This window comes from Micromonospora sp. NPDC049836, from assembly GCF_044465125.1.
Taxonomy (GTDB): domain Bacteria; phylum Actinomycetota; class Actinomycetes; order Mycobacteriales; family Micromonosporaceae; genus Micromonospora.
The window spans coordinates 24,385-40,961 of record NZ_JBITLH010000008.1; the positions used below are offsets into that span (position 1 = coordinate 24,385).

17 protein-coding genes are annotated in these 16,577 nt (G+C 73.2%); 11 read left to right on the forward strand and 6 right to left on the reverse strand.

Annotation, left to right across the window (positions count from 1 at the left end; genetic code table 11):
• Nucleotides 1-56: 56 nt before the first annotated feature.
• From ACIBPB_RS21465 to ACIBPB_RS21485, 5 genes are all read left to right on the forward strand, one after another.
• Nucleotides 57-1,088, forward strand: a complete 1,032-nt coding sequence (locus tag ACIBPB_RS21465) for an SIS domain-containing protein (RefSeq protein ID WP_396841540.1) — start codon at nt 57-59, stop codon at nt 1,086-1,088.
• A 25-nt stretch (nt 1,089-1,113) separates the two neighbouring features.
• The gene (locus ACIBPB_RS21470; protein WP_396841297.1) at nt 1,114-2,688 is read left to right on the forward strand and encodes a histidine kinase N-terminal domain-containing protein; all 1,575 of its coding nucleotides are present in this window, start codon (nt 1,114-1,116) and stop codon (nt 2,686-2,688) included.
• A 266-nt stretch (nt 2,689-2,954) separates the two neighbouring features.
• Entirely contained in the window at nt 2,955-4,607 is a 1,653-nt protein-coding gene (locus ACIBPB_RS21475) for a glycosyltransferase family 2 protein (protein WP_396841298.1), read from the forward strand.
• The gene (locus ACIBPB_RS21480) at nt 4,604-5,608 is read left to right on the forward strand and encodes a glycoside hydrolase family 26 protein (RefSeq protein WP_396841299.1); all 1,005 of its coding nucleotides are present in this window, start codon (nt 4,604-4,606) and stop codon (nt 5,606-5,608) included. Before ACIBPB_RS21475 ends, ACIBPB_RS21480 begins: the two co-directional genes overlap by 4 nt.
• The gene (locus ACIBPB_RS21485) at nt 5,605-7,149 is read left to right on the forward strand and encodes a glycosyltransferase family 39 protein (RefSeq protein WP_396841300.1); all 1,545 of its coding nucleotides are present in this window, start codon (nt 5,605-5,607) and stop codon (nt 7,147-7,149) included. The genes ACIBPB_RS21480 and ACIBPB_RS21485 overlap by 4 nt, the downstream gene beginning before the upstream one ends.
• A gap of 18 nt (nt 7,150-7,167) precedes the next feature.
• On the opposite strand, the gene ACIBPB_RS21490 is transcribed toward ACIBPB_RS21485, so the two are convergent.
• Nucleotides 7,168-8,712: a glycosyltransferase family 39 protein gene (locus ACIBPB_RS21490; protein WP_396841301.1), complete on the reverse strand. Its 1,545-nt coding sequence runs from the start codon at nt 8,710-8,712 to the stop codon at nt 7,168-7,170.
• A 466-nt stretch (nt 8,713-9,178) separates the two neighbouring features.
• Between ACIBPB_RS21490 and ACIBPB_RS21495 the strand changes: the two genes are divergently transcribed.
• Genes ACIBPB_RS21495 through ACIBPB_RS21510 form a run of 4 tightly spaced genes read left to right on the forward strand, consistent with a single transcriptional unit; the run spans nt 9,179 to nt 12,571 of the window.
• Nucleotides 9,179-10,885 carry a nitrite/sulfite reductase gene (locus ACIBPB_RS21495; protein ID WP_357320927.1) on the forward strand — a complete coding sequence of 569 codons (1,707 nt, stop codon included), beginning with the start codon at nt 9,179-9,181 and terminating at the stop codon, nt 10,883-10,885.
• Complete coding sequence (locus ACIBPB_RS21500; protein ID WP_197087885.1) at nt 10,882-11,040, forward strand: hypothetical protein; 159 nt, start codon at nt 10,882-10,884, stop codon at nt 11,038-11,040. Before ACIBPB_RS21495 ends, ACIBPB_RS21500 begins: the two co-directional genes overlap by 4 nt.
• Nucleotides 11,037-11,804: a phosphoadenylyl-sulfate reductase gene (locus ACIBPB_RS21505; RefSeq protein ID WP_357320931.1), complete on the forward strand. Its 768-nt coding sequence runs from the start codon at nt 11,037-11,039 to the stop codon at nt 11,802-11,804. Before ACIBPB_RS21500 ends, ACIBPB_RS21505 begins: the two co-directional genes overlap by 4 nt.
• A complete protein-coding gene (locus tag ACIBPB_RS21510; protein ID WP_396841302.1) occupies nt 11,786-12,571 on the forward strand; it encodes a sirohydrochlorin chelatase in 786 nt (261 codons plus the stop codon). Before ACIBPB_RS21505 ends, ACIBPB_RS21510 begins: the two co-directional genes overlap by 19 nt.
• A 96-nt stretch (nt 12,572-12,667) precedes the next feature.
• Here the strand turns inward: ACIBPB_RS21510 and ACIBPB_RS21515 are convergent, their stop codons facing one another.
• Nucleotides 12,668-12,925 carry a WhiB family transcriptional regulator gene (locus tag ACIBPB_RS21515; RefSeq protein WP_088975879.1) on the reverse strand — a complete coding sequence of 86 codons (258 nt, stop codon included), beginning with the start codon at nt 12,923-12,925 and terminating at the stop codon, nt 12,668-12,670.
• A gap of 451 nt (nt 12,926-13,376) precedes the next feature.
• Nucleotides 13,377-14,327: a diacylglycerol kinase family protein gene (locus ACIBPB_RS21520; protein ID WP_357320937.1), complete on the reverse strand. Its 951-nt coding sequence runs from the start codon at nt 14,325-14,327 to the stop codon at nt 13,377-13,379.
• Here ACIBPB_RS21520 and ACIBPB_RS21525 point away from each other — a divergent pair.
• The gene (locus ACIBPB_RS21525) at nt 14,326-14,778 is read left to right on the forward strand and encodes a hypothetical protein (RefSeq protein WP_396841303.1); all 453 of its coding nucleotides are present in this window, start codon (nt 14,326-14,328) and stop codon (nt 14,776-14,778) included. The genes ACIBPB_RS21520 and ACIBPB_RS21525 overlap by 2 nt on opposite strands.
• On the opposite strand, the gene ACIBPB_RS21530 is transcribed toward ACIBPB_RS21525, so the two are convergent.
• From ACIBPB_RS21530 to sodN, 3 genes are read right to left on the reverse strand one after another with little or no spacing between them, the layout of a single operon-like run.
• Nucleotides 14,772-15,179 (reverse strand): ATP-binding protein, encoded by a 408-nt coding sequence (locus tag ACIBPB_RS21530; protein WP_357320943.1) that lies wholly within the window; start codon nt 15,177-15,179, stop codon nt 14,772-14,774. The genes ACIBPB_RS21525 and ACIBPB_RS21530 overlap by 7 nt on opposite strands.
• 32 nt (nt 15,180-15,211) lie before the next feature.
• Complete coding sequence (locus tag ACIBPB_RS21535; protein ID WP_357320946.1) at nt 15,212-15,736, reverse strand: GNAT family N-acetyltransferase; 525 nt, start codon at nt 15,734-15,736, stop codon at nt 15,212-15,214.
• Nucleotides 15,733-16,137, reverse strand: coding sequence for a superoxide dismutase, Ni (sodN, locus tag ACIBPB_RS21540; protein WP_357320949.1), 405 nt, complete (start codon nt 16,135-16,137; stop codon nt 15,733-15,735). The genes ACIBPB_RS21535 and sodN overlap by 4 nt, the downstream gene beginning before the upstream one ends.
• 85 nt (nt 16,138-16,222) lie before the next feature.
• Here sodN and ACIBPB_RS21545 point away from each other — a divergent pair, with 85 nt between their 5' ends.
• On the forward strand, nt 16,223-16,573 hold the full coding sequence (locus ACIBPB_RS21545) for a S24/S26 family peptidase (protein WP_396841304.1): 351 nt from the start codon (nt 16,223-16,225) through the stop codon (nt 16,571-16,573).
• Nucleotides 16,574-16,577: the final 4 nt, after the last annotated feature.

A 16,577-nucleotide genomic window follows, 5' to 3' on the forward strand; every position in this document is an offset into this window, starting at 1 on the left:
GGATCGCGCGGGAAACGCGCAGAAGGGGGTCGTACGTGACGCGTCCAGGGGCCGGGATGGCCGCCGACATCGACGAGCAGCCGGCCGGCTACGACCGCCTGCTCTCCGCCGAACACGCCGGGGCGATCGCCCGGGTCGCGGCGGTGATCGCCGAGCGTCGGCCCCGCCACGTGGTCTTCACCGCCCGGGGCACCTCCGACCACGCGGCCCTCTACGCGGCGTACCTGACCGAGATCCGGCTCGGCCTGCCCGCCGGGCTCGCCTCGCCCAGCGCGGTCACCGTCTACGGCGCCCGGCCGGACCTCTCCGACGCCCTGGTCGTCGGGGTCAGCCAGAGCGGCGGCTCACCCGACCTGGCCGAGGTGCTGCGCACCGCCCGCGCCTCCGGCGCGCTGACCCTGGCGGTCACCAACAACCCCGGCTCGCCGCTGGCCGAGACCGCCGAGCTGAGCATCGACATCGCCGCCGGGCACGAGCGGGCGGTGGCCGCCACCAAGACCTACACCGCCGAGCTGCTCGCGCTGCTGATGCTGGTCGAGGGGGTACGCGCCGGCGCCGGCGAGCTGCCCGCCGAGGAGCGGGCCGCCCTGGCCCGCCTGCCCGAGCTGGCCGAACGCACCCTGTCCGACGACACCCCGGCCCGGCTCGCGCCGCGCTACCGGTTCGCCGCCCAGTTGGTCACCACCGGGCGCGGTTACGCGTACCCGACCGCCCGCGAGGCGGCGCTCAAGCTGATGGAGACCTCGTACCTGCCGGCGCTCGCCTTCTCCGGCGCCGACCTGCTGCACGGCCCGCTCGCGATGACCGACCCGGACGTGCCGGTGCTCGCCGTGGTCGGCTCGGGCCCCGGCGGGCGCTCGATGGGCGAGGTGCTGCCCCGGCTCGGCGAGCGCCGCGCCGACGTGGTGGTGGTCGGCTCCGCCGACGTCGGGGCGACCGCCCGGATGGCGGTTCCCGAGGTCGACGAGCGGTACGCCCCGTTGCTGGACATCCTGCCGTTGCAGCGGCTCGCCCTGGCCCTGGCGCTGGCCCGCGGCGAGGACCCGGACGCGCCGCGCGGGTTGAAGAAGGTCACCGCGACGATGTGAGCCCGGGCGTGGCACGCTGGTCAGCGTGTCCACCCTCCGTGACCTCGCCGAGGAGCACACCCAGCTCCGCCCGGCCGACATCGACCACCTGCACCGGGTCGCTGGCGACTGGCAGCTGCTGTCCGACCTGTCCTTCGCCGATCTGCTGCTCTGGGTGCCGGTGGACGCCGAGGGCACGTACCTCTGCGTGGCCCAGGTCCGCCCGACGACCGCGCCGACCGCGTACCTCGACGACCAGGTCGGCCGGATCGTCGGCGGGCCGGAGGTGGCGCACCTGGAGGTGGCCCACCGGCAGGGGCGGATCTGGCGGGAGGGCGACCCGGTCTGGTACGGCGACGTGCCGGCCCGGCACGAGGCCATCCCGGTCCGGTTGCGCGGCGGCGACGGGGAGGCCGGCGAGGTGATCGCGGTGGTCGGCCGGGACACCAACCTCTCCACCGCGCGCACCCCCAGCCAGCTCGAACTGAACTACCTGACCACCGCGGACGACCTGGCCCAGATGGTCGCCGACGGGACCTTCCCGCCGCCCCGGCACCCGGGGGAGACCACCTCGGCGCCCCGGGTCGGCGACGGCCTGGTCCGGCTGGACGCCAACGGCAAGGTCACCTACGCCAGCCCGAACGCGCAGTCCGCGTACCGCCGGCTGGGCTACGCCTCGCACCTGGTCGGGGAGGACCTGGCCGAGCTGCACCGCCGGCTGGCCGGTGATCCGCTGGAGGGCACCGACGCGGGCAACGCGGTGCTGGCCGCGCTGCGCGGCGAGGCCCCGCCCCGGCGCGAGATCGACGCCCGCGGCGCCACCATGCTGACCCGCGCGCTGCCGCTGATGCCGGCCGGCGTGCCGATCGGGGCGCTGGTGCTGGTCCGCGACATCACCGAGGTGCGCCGCCGGGACCGCGCCCTGATCACCAAGGACGCCACCATCCGGGAGATCCACCACCGGGTGAAGAACAACCTGCAGACCGTCGCGGCGCTGCTGCGGCTCCAGGCCCGCCGGGTGTCGATGCCCGAGGCCCGGGTCGCCCTGGAGGAGTCGGTACGCCGGGTCGCGTCCATCGCGCTGGTCCACGAGACGCTCTCCATGTCCAGCGACGAGGCGGTCGAGTTCGACGGCATCGTCGACCGGGTGGCCAGCGCCGCGACCGAGGTCGCGGCCACCGAGGTGTCCGTCGGGATGCGCCGCACCGGCAGCTTCGGCGTGCTGCCCGCCGAGATCGCCACCTCGCTGGTGATGGTCCTCAACGAGCTGCTGCTCAACGCCGTCGAGCACGGCTTCCCGCCGGCCGTCGAGCACGGCTTCCCGCCGACCGGCGAGCACGGCTTCCCGCCGGCCGGCGAGGACGGTGTGGCCGCTCCGGAGGGCGCGCCGGTGCCCGAGGTGGTGGTCTCCGCGCACCGGTTCCGCAAGCAGTTGCACGTCTCGGTGGCGGACAACGGCCGTGGCCTGCCCGGGGAGTTCGACGCCGAGCGGGGCGGCAACCTCGGTCTGCAGATCGTCCGGGCGCTGGTGACGGGGGAGCTGCGCGGCAGCATCGAGCTGCGCAACGGGGCGGCCGGTGGCACCGAGGCGGTGCTGGTCGTGCCCCTGGCGCGGGCCTGAACGGGCCGGCGACCTCGGACCTCCGGATGATCTTGGGTGTCGTTCGGATCGATGTGAGCAAGGCCTCTGGGCGGTTCGGGGTACGAAGCCGCTTTCGACGAATTTCAACGCATTGACACCTTGCGCGAAACTGAATAACTTTGTCGCGACCATCAAGCAGACACGGCCGATCTTGCCGTGCCCGGCTTCCTGGCTGCGTCAGGCGAAACACCCTCGCCCGCTCGACGGAGGAGGGAGTCGCTGCTTGACGACGGGGGGAGACGGGGATGACCTCACCACCTGCGATCGACCCGGCAACCGTGCCGGATCCGACCGCCGAGTTCCGCGTACCGAGCCAGTTCTCACGGTGGACCCCGCGCCGCGCCGACCAGGGTCCGACCCGGCCGGCGTACGCGGTGGTGCCGCTACCGCCCACCGACGAGGAACTGGTCTCCTACCGCAAGCGGCGGATGGCCGCGCTGATGCTCCCCTCGCTGGTGAGCTTCGGCTGCCTGATCACCAGCCAGGTGCTCTTCGTCCGGCTGACGCCGTGGCTGTGGCTGCTCGTGCCGCTGCTGGCGTTCACCGTCGTCTACTACCTCATCTCGCTGGCGGTGAACCTCTTCACGCCCGGCTTCGATATGGCCCGCCACCAGGAGCTGGTGCGCACCTGGCGGCCGGCGCGCTACCCGAGCGTCGACGTCTTCCTGCCGGTCTGCGGTGAGCCGCCGCACGTGCTGCGCAACACCTGGGAGCACGTACGGGCGATGAGCCGGCACTACCGGGGTGACGTCACGGTCTACATCCTCGACGACTCGCCGAACGAGGCGATGGAGCGCACCGCGCTCGCCTTCGGCTTCGTCTACCAGCGCCGGCCCAACCGCGGTTGGTTCAAGAAGGCCGGCAACATGCGGTACGCCTTCGAGCGCACCATGAGCGACTTCATCCTGGTGCTCGACGCCGACTTCGTGCCGCGCAAGGACATGCTGGACCAGATGCTGCCCTGGTTCGACGCCGAGCCCCGGGCCGGCATCGTGCAGTCGCCGCAGTACTTCCGGGTGCACCGGGGACAGACCTGGGTCGAGCGCGGCGCCGGTGCCGTGCAGGAGCTGTTCTACCGCTCGGTGCAGGTGTCCCGCCAGGCGCACGACTCGGCGATCTGCGTCGGCAGCTGCGCCATCTACCGGCGGGACGCGCTCTTCTCCATCGGCGGGTCCACCCTGATCGAGCACTCCGAGGACGTGCACACCGGCTTCGACCTGCGGATGAAGGGCTGGAACCTGCGCTACGTCCCGGTCGTGCTGGCCGCCGGCCTCTGCCCGTCGGACCTGGACTCGTTCTTCACCCAGCAGTACCGCTGGTGCGCCGGGTCGATGAGCCTGCTCGGCTCGAAGAAGTTCTGGCAGACCAGGCTGAAGCTGCGCGCCCGGCTGAGCTACATCTCCGGGTTCTGCTACTACCTGCACACCGGGCTGTTCACCTTCGTGGCGCCGATCATTCCGGTGCTCATGCTGACCGCGTTCGCGCACCAGATCGCCATCGCCAACTACGTGCTGATCCTGCCCAGCATCATCTACAACATGATCATTTTCCCGCTCTGGCACCGCAACCGGTACGGCCTGGAGAGCTGGACGGTCAAGATGATCTACGGCTGGGCGCACGCCTTCGCCATCTTCGACATCATCCGGGGCCGGCGGATGGGCTGGCAGCCCACCGGCGGCACCGCCAAGAAGAGCAAGACCAAGCGGCTCTGGACCGGCATGAAGGTGTGGACCGCGGGCACCGGCCTGGTCTGGGCCGGCCTCGCCGCCTGGCGGATGCTCACCGACCCGGAACCGTGGATCTTCGCGCCGGCCTTCCTCAGCGCCGTGTTCTACCTGACCGTTGTCGGGCAGGCGCTGCTGGTGAAGCCGGAGCAGGATGTCGAGGTCGTGCGGTGAGGACCAAGTACCTCGTCACGTTCGTGGCGGTGCTGGCGCTGGCGTTCACCGAGATCGCGGTGCTGCGGGCGGTGGACCTCAAGGTCACCCCGGGCGCGGCCGGCGGGCCCGCCGCCGTGGCCGGCGCCGCCGAGGAGCAGGTGCCGGCGTACGACGTGACGAAGCTGAAGTCGCCCCCGGGCAAGTACCTCGGGGTGACCGTGCAGGGCGGCGCCGAGATGGGCCGGGTGCGCGGCTTCGCCGACGAGATCGGCAAGGCCCCGAACCTGGTGGCCATCTTCGAGAGCTTCGACGACAAGTTCGCCGCCAGCGAGGTCCGCGAGCTGCACCAGTACGGCGCGCTCGCGGTCATCCGCTGGGAACCGCACGACGTGGCGCTGCGCGACATCGCCGACGGCAAGCACGACGCGTACGTGAAGGAGTTCGCCACCGCGGTGCGGACCCTGAACCTGCCGATCGCGCTCACCTTCGCGCACGAGATGAACGGCCACTGGTACTCGTGGGGCTACCGGGACACCAAGGCCGCCGAGTTCGTGGCCGCGTGGCGGCACCTGCACGAGATCTTCGAGCAGCAGGGTGCCACCAACGTCATCTGGACCTGGACCCCGAACGTCATCAACTATCTCCGCAAGATCAGCCTCAAGGCGCTCTACCCCGGTGACGGCTATGTCGACTGGGTCGGCATGGACGGCTACTACACGGTCCGCGGCCAGAAGACGTTCTCGGACCTCTTCGGCCCGACCATCAAGGCGGTACGCGGGTTCACCCGGCGGCCGCTGCTGATCGTGGAGACCGGCTGCGAGCCGGCCGCCGGGCGCGCCGCCCAGATCACCGACCTGCTGACCAACGTGTCCCGGCGCAAGGACGTGATCGGGGTGGCCTACTTCAACATCAACGGCTCGGGGAAGTGGAACATCGACCAGGACCGCCGCGCGCTGTCGTCGTTCAAACGGGCCGCCGCGAAGGACGCCTTCGGCTTCGACATCAGGACCGTCAAGTGACCGCGCCGGCGGTCCAGTGGACCGGGCGGCCCACCCCGGCGGAGGTCAGGGCGGTGGCCGCCGCGACGCCACCGGCACGGCCGCGGGCCCGGGGCGGGTGGTGGGCGCTGCTGCCCGCGCTCGCCGCCACCGCGCTGGCCTGGTGGGGGCTGGAGTCGCGGGACCTGTGGAACGACGAGTTGGTCACCTGGCACGCCACCTCGCTCTCCGCCGGCCAGTTCCGCATGATGATCGGCAACATCGACCTGGTGCACGCCTTCTACTACCTCATCATCTCGACGGTCACGGCGGTGGCCGGCGATTCGGTGACGGTGCTGCGGCTGCCCTCGGTGCTGGCCATCGGGGCCAGTGCCGGGCTGATCGGGCTGATCGGGCGGCGGCTCTTCGACACCCCGGTCGGCGTGCTCGCCGGTCTGCTGTTCGCCCTGCTCCCCGCCGTCTCCCGGTACGCCCAGGAGGCCCGGTCGTACGCGCTGGTCACGCTGGCCGCGGTGGCCGCCACCTGGCTCTTCCTCCGGGCGGTCGAGCGGCCGACCCGGGGGCGCTGGTGGGCGTACGGCGTCCTGCTGGTGATGGTCGGCTGGCTGCACTTCGTCGCGCTGCTCGTGGTGGCCGCGCACCTGCTCTACCTGTGGCGCGCCGTGCCCGGCGAGGAACCGCGGTGGCGCTGGTCGGCCACGGTCGGCATCGCCGGACTGTTCGTCCTGCCGCTGCTGCTGCTCGGCAGCCGGCAGTCGGGCCAGATCTCCTGGGTGAAGAACGACGGCGACGCGGTGCTCCGGTTCCTGGAGAACCTGACCGGCACGACGGCCGCCCTGGCGGTGGCCGGGCTGCTCGCGGTCCTCGCGGTGGCGGTGGCGGGCGCACCGCGCCGCCCGGCCGTCCTCATGCTGGTGGTCTGGGCCCTGCTGCCACCGCTCGTCGGCTACCTGACCTTCGCCTGGCTGCACCTCTTCCTGGCCCGGTACTTCCTCTTCACCGTGCCGGCCTGGACGCTGCTCGCGGCGTTCGGCGTGTGCCGGTCGCTGCGGCTGCTCACCCGGGACCGGCTGCCCGCGGTGTGGCTGGTCGGGGCGCTGCTGCTGCTGCCCGCACTGGCCTGGCAGACCCTGCCCGCCCAGGAGAAGGTGCGGTCCAACGAGGCGGACGGCCAGCCGCACTACCTGGACGCGGTCCGCTACCTCGGCCAGCAGGTGAAGCCGGGCGACGGCGTCGCGTTCAACGACGGCTTCGGCGGATCCAGCGACGTCGCGCGCAAGGCCGTCAACTACGGGTTGCGCGACCAACTCCAGCCCCGGGACGTCTTCGTCGCCGTCCCGGCCCGGGAGACCGGCTGGCTGACCGCGCGGGAGTGCAAGGTGCCGACCGTCTGCCTCGGTGACGCCAAGCGGCTCTGGCTGGTCGAGACCGGTCACCTCAACGACCCGCTGGCCGGGATGCCGCCGGCGCGGGAGGGGTTGCTGCGGCAGAAGTTCCTGGTCAAGCACGTCGAACGGTTTGACCGGGTCCGGGTGGTCCTGCTCGAACGCAAGCCGGCCTGACCCGCGCCGTGGCGCTGCTCAACCCCGCCGGGTGAGCAGCGCCACGGTCAGCCCGGGCCGGGGCGTGACCGTCGTGACCGCGAACCCGTCGCGCAGCGCCGCGCCCTTGGCGCCACCGACCGCGGCCAGCGGGTCGTCGCGGCGGCCGGACACCACCAGCCAGACCCGGCGCGCGCCGGCCAGGCACTCCGCCGGCCGGTCGCACTCGCTCGCCCAGAGGTCCGCGCGCTGCCGCTCGTCGCGGACCACCAGCACGTCACGCGGCTCCCGCGACCCCAGGTGGTACGCGATCCCGAGGTCGAGGAAGAGCCAGCTGCGCCGGGGCGAGAAGACGATCGCGTCACCGGGCCGGGCCTGGCCGGCGATCACCCGGGCCGCACCCGCGTAGTCGATCGGGGCGGTACGCGGCCATTCGTGGGTGCGGCGCAGCGCGGCCTGGTCGGGCAGGCCCAGCAGGCCGGCCAGGGTGACCACGGCGAGCGCCGGCGCCAGCCGTACCCCGGCCAGCGCGGCACCGGCCAGCAGGCAGGCGAACGGCACGGTGAAGACCAGGTACCGGGTCACCCAGAGGGGTTGCGCGGTGCCGGCGGCGTAGAGCAGCAGCACCGGCAGCAGGACGGCGGCGGCCGGCAGCAGCGCGCGCCGGCCGAGCCGGCCCACTCCCAGCGCGGCGAGGCCGACCAGCAGGCCGCCGACCACCCCGCTCTGTGCCACCCCGCCGGGCAGGGCCGACAGGTCGGGGAGGCGGGCCAGGTCCACCCAGTTCAGCTGCCGGGACCGCTGTCCCCGGGCGAGCAGCACCAGCGGGGCGACCAGCAGGACGGCCGGCAGCAGCGCGATCAGCCAGCGCCAGAGCAGGCCACGACCGCCGGGGCGCCGGCGTGCCCCTCCGGTCGGCGGGAGGCCGGCCGGGTCCGCCGGCTGCCGGGGGTCCGGCGGGGCGAGGCCGGCCGCCGCCGGTCCGCGGCCGGCGGCGAGCAGCACCACGAGTCCGTGCGCGGCGAGCAGGGTGAGGGCGATCAGGTGGGTCAGGCCGAGGGCGGCCACCGCGAGGGCGTACCCGGTGAACCACCGCCAGCCGGGCCGGCGCAGCGCCTCGACCAGCAGCAGCGTGGCCAGCACCGCCAGCAGGGTGGCCGCCGCGTACGGGCGGGCCTCCTGGCCGTACCGGGAGGTGCCGGGCAGGACGGCGAAGAGCAGCCCGGCCAGCAGTCCGGCCCGGTCGCCGACCAGCCGCGCGCCGAGCCGGGCGGTGAGCGCGGCGGCCCCGGCCATGGCCAGCGCGGACGGCAGCCGCAGCGCGGTCGGCGAGGTCCCGGCCAGCGCGGTCCAGGCGTGCATGAACAGGTAGTACGGCCCGGTGGCCGCGTCGATGGTGCCGGCCAGCCGGACCAGGTCGCGGACCGGGCGGGTGGCGGCGCTCCAGGTGGCCAGCTCGTCCCGCCAGAGCTGGGCCCGCCCGATCCCGGCGAGGGTGACCGCCAGCGTGCCCAGGCCGGGGACCGCCCACACCGGCCAGCCCCGGTGGGCACGGGGCGGGCGGGACGCTGCGGGCGCGGTCACATCCCGCAGCCTCACACGCCGGCGCGGCCCGCCGGGCCGGTCCGCCGATCCCGGCAGCCACGCCACCGGCCCCGGGACCGGATGAGGCACCGTGGCGCAGCCCACCGGCCCACGCATCCCGGCCGGCTGTCTGGTGGCGGGCGAGGGGTGCGGCAACCTATCACGGTCGATGCGGTGGCGGCGGCCCGTGATGTGGGATCACATCGGCGGCCGGTGGTCCGGGCCTGGCGGGTGTGGCAGCATGTTCCGCATGACCGCCGCTGTCATCCGCCGCTTCGTGGCTCGCCGCCACGTCGATTACGGCCGCGTCCGCAGCGCGATCTGTCCGGCCCACTGACGACGCCCGACCCATCCGTCTCGGGCGCGTTCCGCGCCGGCCGTCTTTGACATCGCCGTCCTCGGCCCCTACCCGGGCCGGCCGCCGCGTCCGCGCTTCCAGGCACACCAGACAACGGAGGACGCCGCGATGGCGGTCAGCAGCACCACCACGACCCGGCCCGACGCGCCGGCCGCCCGGGCTCCCCGCCGGCCCCGCGGCGAGGGGCAGTGGGCGCTCGGGCACCGCGAGCCGCTCAACCCCAACGAACGGATCAAGAAGGACGACGACCCGCTGAACGTGCGGGCCCGGATCGAGACCATCTACGCCCACCGGGGCTTCGCCTCGATCGACCCGCAGGACCTGCGCGGCAGGTTCCGCTGGTGGGGCCTCTACACCCAGCGCCGGGCCGGCATCGACGGCGGGCGCACCGCCGTGCTGGAGCCGCACGAGCTGGAGGACGAGTTCTTCATGCTCCGGGTGCGGGTGGACGGTGGTCAGCTCAACCTGGCCCAGCTCCGCGTCATCGCGGACATCTCCCGCGAGTTCGCCCGGGACACCGCCGACATCACCGACCGGCAGAACATCCAGTTCCACTGGATCCGGATCGAGGACATGCCGGAGATCTGGCGGCGGCTGGAGGAGGTCGGCCTGCAGACCACCGAGGCGTGCGGCGACTGCCCGCGGGTGGTCTGCGGCAGCCCGGTGGCCGGCGTGTCGGCGGCCGAGCTGCTCGACCCGACCCCGGCGCTCGACGAGATCGTCGACCGGCACATCGGCAGCAAGGAGTTCTCCAACCTGCCCCGCAAGTTCAAGACCTCCATCTCCTGGCTGGCCGACATCCCGTACGAGGCGAACGACGTCGCCTTCCTCGGCGTCGACCACCCGGAGCACGGCCCCGGCTTCGACGTCTGGGTGGGCGGCGGCCTCTCCACCAACCCGATGCTGGCCAAGCGGCTCGGCGTCTGGGTGCCGCTGGCCGAGGTGCCGGACGTCTGGGCCGGCGTGGTCGGCATCTTCCGCGACTACGGCTACCGCCGGCTGCGCAACCGGGCCCGGCTGAAGTTCCTGGTCGCCGACTGGGGCGTGGCCCGGTTCCGGGAGGTCCTGGAGAAGGAGTACCTGGGCCGGACCATGCTGGACGGCCCGGCGCCGCAGCTGCCCGACCGGCCGATCGACCACATCGGCGTGTACCGGCAGCGGGACGGCCGCAACTACGTCGGGGTGGCCCCGGTGGTGGGTCGGGTCGCCGGCCCGCAACTGGCCCGGCTCGCCGACGTGGTCGAGGCGCACGGCAGCGACCGGATCCGGCTCACCCCGTACCAGAAGCTGCTGGTGCTGGACGTGGCGCCGGAGCGGACCGACTCGCTGGTGGCGCGACTGCGGGAGATCGGCCTGGAGGCCCAGCCGTCGGCCTGGCGGCGCGGCACCATGGCCTGCACCGGGATCGAGTTCTGCAAGCTCGCCATCGTGGAGACCAAGCGGCGCGGCGAGGAGCTGGTGGCCCGGCTGGAGGAACGGCTGCGCGACTTCGACGCCGACATCTCGATCCACCTCAACGGCTGCCCGAACGCCTGCGCCCGTACCCAGGTGGCCGACATCGGCCTCAAGGGACAGCTCGTGGTGGGCCCGGACGGCCGGCAGGTGGAGGGCTTCCAGGTGCACCTGGGCGGTGGCCTCGGCATGGCCCAGGGGCAGACCGCCGGCTTCGGCCGCAAGCTGCGCGGCCTGAAGACCACCGCCGACGAGCTTCCGGAGTACGTGGAACGACTGGCCCGCCGCTACCTGGCCGGCCGGACCGAGGGCGAGACCTTCGCCAACTGGGTGATCAGGGTCGACGAGGAGGAACTCCGATGAGTGAAACCCGTTCCGTGCCGCTGTACTGCCCGTACTGCGGTGAGGAGGACCTGCGGCCGAGCGAGACCGGGCACGGCGCCTGGGAGTGCCACGCCTGCGCCCGGGTCTTCACCGTGCGGTTCACCGGTCTGCTCGCCGAGGCGGTGGCCCGATGAGTGGGGGCCTGCTCTCCGCCGCCGGTCTGGGCCTGGTCGGGCTGGGCGGCCCGGCGCCCGCCGACCCGGCGCGGCGCGACCCGGAGCAGCTGCGCGCGCTGGCCGAGGAGGCCGGCCGGGAGCTGGAGGGCGCGCCGGCCCTGGAGATCGCCCGGTGGGCCGCCGGGACCTTCGGCGACCGGTTCTGCGTGACCAGCTCGATGGCCGACGGGGTGCTGGCGCACCTGGTGTCCCGGGTCGCGCCCGGCGTCGACGTGGTCTTCCTGGACACCGGGCTGCACTTCCCGGAGACGCTCAAGGTCCGCGACGAGGTGGCCCGCCGGCTGCCGGTGACGGTGCGGTCCATCCGGCCCCGGATGACGGTGGGGCAGCAGGACGGCCAGTACGGCCCGCGGCTGTTCAACCGCTCCCCGGACGACTGCTGCCAGCTGCGCAAGGTGGAGCCGCTGGAGCGGGCGCTGACCGGGTACGACGCCTGGGCCGCCGGGCTGCGCCGGGACGAGTCGCCGACCCGGGCCAACACGCCGGTGGTCGCCTTCGACGCCCGGCGCGGCAAGGTCAAGGTGAACCCGATCGCCGCCTGGTCCCAGCGGGACGTGGACGCCTACATCGCCCGCTACGACATCCCGGTCAACGAGCTGTTCGCGCGGGGCTACGGGTCGATCGGCTGCTGGCCCTGCACCCGCCGCACCAAGGCCGGGGAGGACCCGCGGGCCGGCCGGTGGGCCATGTTCGAGAAGACCGAGTGCGGGCTGCACACCTGACCGCCCCGCCCGTGGTGCTGGTCGCGCACGGCAGTCGTGACCCGCGGGCGGCCGAGGCGACCCGGGCGCTGGCCCGGGCCGTGACGGCCGCCCGCCCCGGCGTCCCGGTGCTGCCGAGCTGGCTGGACCACACCGAGCCGGGTCCGGCGGTGGTGCTGCGCGAGCTGGCCGCCGCCGGCCGGCCGCGGGCGGTGCTGGTGCCGTTGCTGCTGACCGCCGCGTACCACCGGAAGGTGGACATCCCCGCGGCGGTGGCGGCCGTCGGCACCGGTGGCGCGTCGATCGACGTGCGGGTCACCGAGGTGCTGGGCCCGGCGGACGGGGTGGTCGACGCCCGGCTGCTGGGCGGGTTGCGCCGCCGGCTGGCCGAGGCGGGGCCCGGCGGGTACGACGCCCTGGTGCTGGCCGCCGCCGGCACCCGCGATCCCCGGGCCCGTGGCTCGGTGGGACGGGTCGCCGCGGCGCTCGGCGCCGAGTTGGGCGTGCGCTGCCGGGTGTCGTACGCCTCGGCGGCGCCCCCGGCGGCGAACGTCGCGGTGGCGAAGCTACGCGCGGGCGGGGCGGGCCGGGTGGCGGTGGCCGCGTACTTCCTGGCGCCGGGCCTGTTCCACGACGGGGTGGTGGCGGCGGCCGGCGGGGCCGGTGCGGTGGCGGTCGCCGATCCGCTCACCGACCTGCCGGAACTGGCCGAGCTGGTGCTGCGGCGGGTGGATGACGCCAGTGCCGGCTGGGCCGGGGCCGTGACGGACGTCGCCGCCGTCCGATGATCACGGACGGCGGCGACGGGGTAAGGGGAAGGCATGGGTCCGGACAGCAGAACGCCCCGGCGGGTGACCCGGCCGGGGCGTGCGGCTGTGGTGCGATCAGGCGGAGTGAGCGCGCAGCACCCGGAGACCGCCGCGGCGCTTCACCGCGCGGCGCTCCTCTTCGCTCATCCCGCCCCAGACGCCGGCGTCCTGACCGGACTCCAGCGCCCACTGCAGGCAATGGTCAGTCACCGGGCAACGCCGGCAGACGGCCTTGGCCTGTTCCACCTGCAGGAGGGCCGGACCGGACGTCCCGATCGGGAAGAACAGCTCCGGGTCCTCGTCGCGGCAGACGGCATCGTGGCGCCAGTCCATGGCGGCAACACTCCTCATTCTTAAGTGGGTGGCCAGATAAACGCTTCGTTGCTATTCCTATATGCGTCCGCATTGCCGATCGGTGACGGTCAGCATCCGTCAATTCGGCGCTGCGTGAGCAGGCTGTGGGCTCCGCGGACCTGCTGGAACAGCTCAACCTGCCGAGCATATCCAGGCAATGTCCCGGTAACACGAGTTCGCTTGTGAATACTTTCACGAACTGCCGCGATGTCAAGGGTGACGCTCGGAAAAACTCCGAACAGTGAGCGGGCTCACCACCCATTTGTCCGGGTTTCCGAGGGCTCTGGTTACCCGGCGTGCCACAGTCGAGAATCAATGTAGTACGGTCTGCGTGACGTTGCTGACATTTCCGGCACCTGTCCTTCGGGTGTCGCGGTCACCGCACGGCGTGCGGTAGGTCACCGCGTCAACCGACGGGAGTACCCGAGACCTAACAGATTACTCTCAGTGCCGCCGGTACGGAGGTGAATCTGACTTTCTCCCGCTCGCCCAGATAGTCGCCGTCCAGTTGGAACGGTTGCGGACGGGCCGAGAGCAGGGTGAACTCCGCCAGGTCGTGCAGCCGGAGCACCTGCTTGCCGTGCGGGTCGGGGCTGTGGGAGAAGAACTGGGTCACGGTGCGTGCGGTGCTGGCCACCTTCAGTTGCCGCATCGCCAGCACGTCCAGGCCGAGATCGAAGGACGCCTCCGGGTTCGGGTTGATCTCCCGCTCGCCCAGGTACGTCCACGGTGCGGTGTTCTGGATGATGACCGTCGCCAGATCCGCCTCGGCGGCCTCGCCCGGCCGTTCCAGGGTGACGGTCGGATGCCGCCGGTCCGAGCCGAGGAAGAACTGCGCCGCCGTGGAACGGAAGTAGAGCGCCGGAGTGGAGACCCGGCCCCGCTTGCGGGCCTGCTCCACCCGCTTGATCACCGCCGCGTCCAGCCCGAAGCCCGCGCAGAAGGTGAAGTAGCGGTCGTCCGCGCGGCCCAGCCCGATGGTCCGGGACCGGCCCAGCCGCAGCCCTTCGAGGATCATGCTGGTGCCGTCGGGCCACTCCCGGGGCAGCCCGAGCGCGCGGGCGAAGACGTTGGTCGAGCCACCCGGCACGGTGGCCAGCGCGGGCAGCCGCTCGGCCAGGCTGCCGCCGGTACGGAAGGTCGGCGGATCGGCGGCCATCAGGCCGTTCACCACCTCGTTGACCGTGCCGTCGCCGCCCAGCGTCACGACCAGGTCGACGCCCTCCTGGGCGGCCTCCCGCGCCAGGTCCACGGCGTGGCCACGGCGGCGGGTGTACCGCACTGACAGATCGACTTCGCTGCGCAGAGCCCGGACCAGGACGTCCCGGCTGCGCTCGCTGGTGGTGGTGGCCTTCGGGTTGACCACCAGGACGGCCCGCATGGGCGGCACTGTACCGCGCCTACCCACGGGTATCGTGTCGCGCGTGACGATCCACTCCGAGCCGGCACCCGCCCCGCTCCGCTGGGCGGTGCTCCTGCTGCGCGCCGAGGCGGTCGCCCTCGGCCTGGTCGCGGTGTGGCTGATCTGGTCCGACCTGACCGCGCGGACCACCCACCTCACCTCGGCGCTGCTGGTGACGGCGTTCGCGGCCGGCGGGGCGGCGGCGCTCTGGGCGCTGGGCGGCGGGCTGCTCCGCCGGCGGGCCGGCGCCCGGGCACCGGCCATCGTGCTCCAGCTGATGCTGCTGCCGATCGGCTGGTACATGATCCAGGGCGGGCTGGGCTGGCTCGGCCTGCCGCTGATGGCGCTCGGCCTCGGCGTCACCGGTCTGCTGGTGAGCGCGCCCACCAACCGGGCGCTCGGCGTCGACCGGCCGGCCGGCGGTCAGTAGCCGGAGGCGCGGCGGGTCAGCAGGGAGATGGTGGCCCGGCCGTCGACGGCGCGGGCGGCCGCCGAGGTGGTCAACGCGGTGAGCACCTTCCAGGCGAACGACGACTCCGACGGCAGCGCGGCGCCGCGCACGGTCGGCACGGTCACCTCGACCGTGAGCGCGTCCTCGGTGACCGCGAACCGGCACTCCAGCTCGGCGTTGCGGGTGGCGATGGCGAGCAGCATCGCGCAGGCCTCGTCGACCGCGATGCGCAGGTCCTCGATCTCGTCCAGGGCGAACTGGAGCCGGGCCGCGAGGCCGGCCGTGGCGGTGCGGAGCACGCCCAGGTAGCCGCCGTCCGCGGGCACGGTGAGGTGCACCACGTCGTCGTCGGTGGTCGGCTGGCCGGTCAGTTGAGTCACGCCTCATCCCCCCGGTGCGGGACTCTACCCGGTCAGGCCCCCGGACGGGTGGGCGCGGCCGACACCTGCGCGGCGAGGGCGTGCAGCGCCGGACCGGTCAGCCGGTACGGCACCCACTCGTCCATCGGGGTCGCCCCGATCGCGGCGTAGAAGCGCGCCGCCGGATTCCAATTGATCATCCACCAGTCGAGCCGGCGGTAACCCCGCTCGACGCAGATCGCGGCGAGGGTGGCCAGCAGCCGGCGACCGGCGCCGGTGCCCCGGGCGGCCGGCCGGACGTACAGGTCCTCCAGGTAGATGCCGTGCACGCCCGCCCAGGTGGAGAAGTTGAGGAACCAGAGGGCGAAGCCGATCGGCTGGTCCGCCGCGTCCACCGCGACGTGGCCGAAGAGCGCGGGCGCCGGCCCGAAGAGCGCGACGGTCAGCTGCTCCTCGGTGAGGTGGCACTGCTCCGGGGCGCGTTCGTAGTCGGCGAGTTCGTGCACCATCGCGACGACGGCCGGCACGTCCTCGGGACGCGCCGGCCGGATCGTCGGTGCCGGGTCGGGCAGGGTCACGCCTGCTTGGTCTCCCAGAAGATCTTGGCGATCTCGTCGATCTTCTGGAGCAGCTGGTCCGCGACCGCCGGGTCCATGCTGCCCTTGGCGCCCCCCGAACCGGCGAGCTTGGTGGTCTCGTTGAAGAGCTGGTGCAGGTGCGGGTACTTCTCGAAGTGCTGCGGCTTGAAGTAGTCGGTCCAGAGCACCCAGAGGTGGTGCTTGACCAGCTCGGCCCGCTGCTCCTTGATCAGGATCGCCCGGGTGCGGTACTCCGGGTCGGTGTTGGCCTGGTACTTCTCGCAGATCATTTTGACCGACTCGGCCTCGATCCGGGCCTGCGCCGGGTCGTACACGCCGCAAGGCAGGTCGCAGTGGGCGCTGGCGGTCACGCGGGGCGTGAGGAAGCTCCGAAGGCGCATCAGGGTCCTCCATGGGATGTTTGCGATGATCCGTGACGACACTACTCCTGGACATGCTCCCCGGCGGGCGGGAGGTGAAACCCCGGTGCCCACCCCGAACCGGTCCGGCCCGGCGCTGCCGCGCGGGCCGCTCGCCGCGGTGCTGGTCACCGGTCCGTCCATGGCCCCCACCCTGCGCCACGGCGACGCGGTGCTGGTGCGCACCGGGGGGCGGCCGGTGCGCCCGGGCGACGTGGTGGTCGCCGTCTTCCGCAGCCGCCCCGACCTGCTGGTGGTCAAGCGCGCGGTCCGCCCGCAGGACGGCGGCTGGTGGTTGCGCGGCGACAACGACCTGGTCACCGACGACTCCCGGGCCTACGGGGTGGCCGACGTGCGGGGCCGGGTGGTGGCCCGGTACTGGCCGCGGCCGGGCCGGATCCCTCCGCGACGGATATGACCCC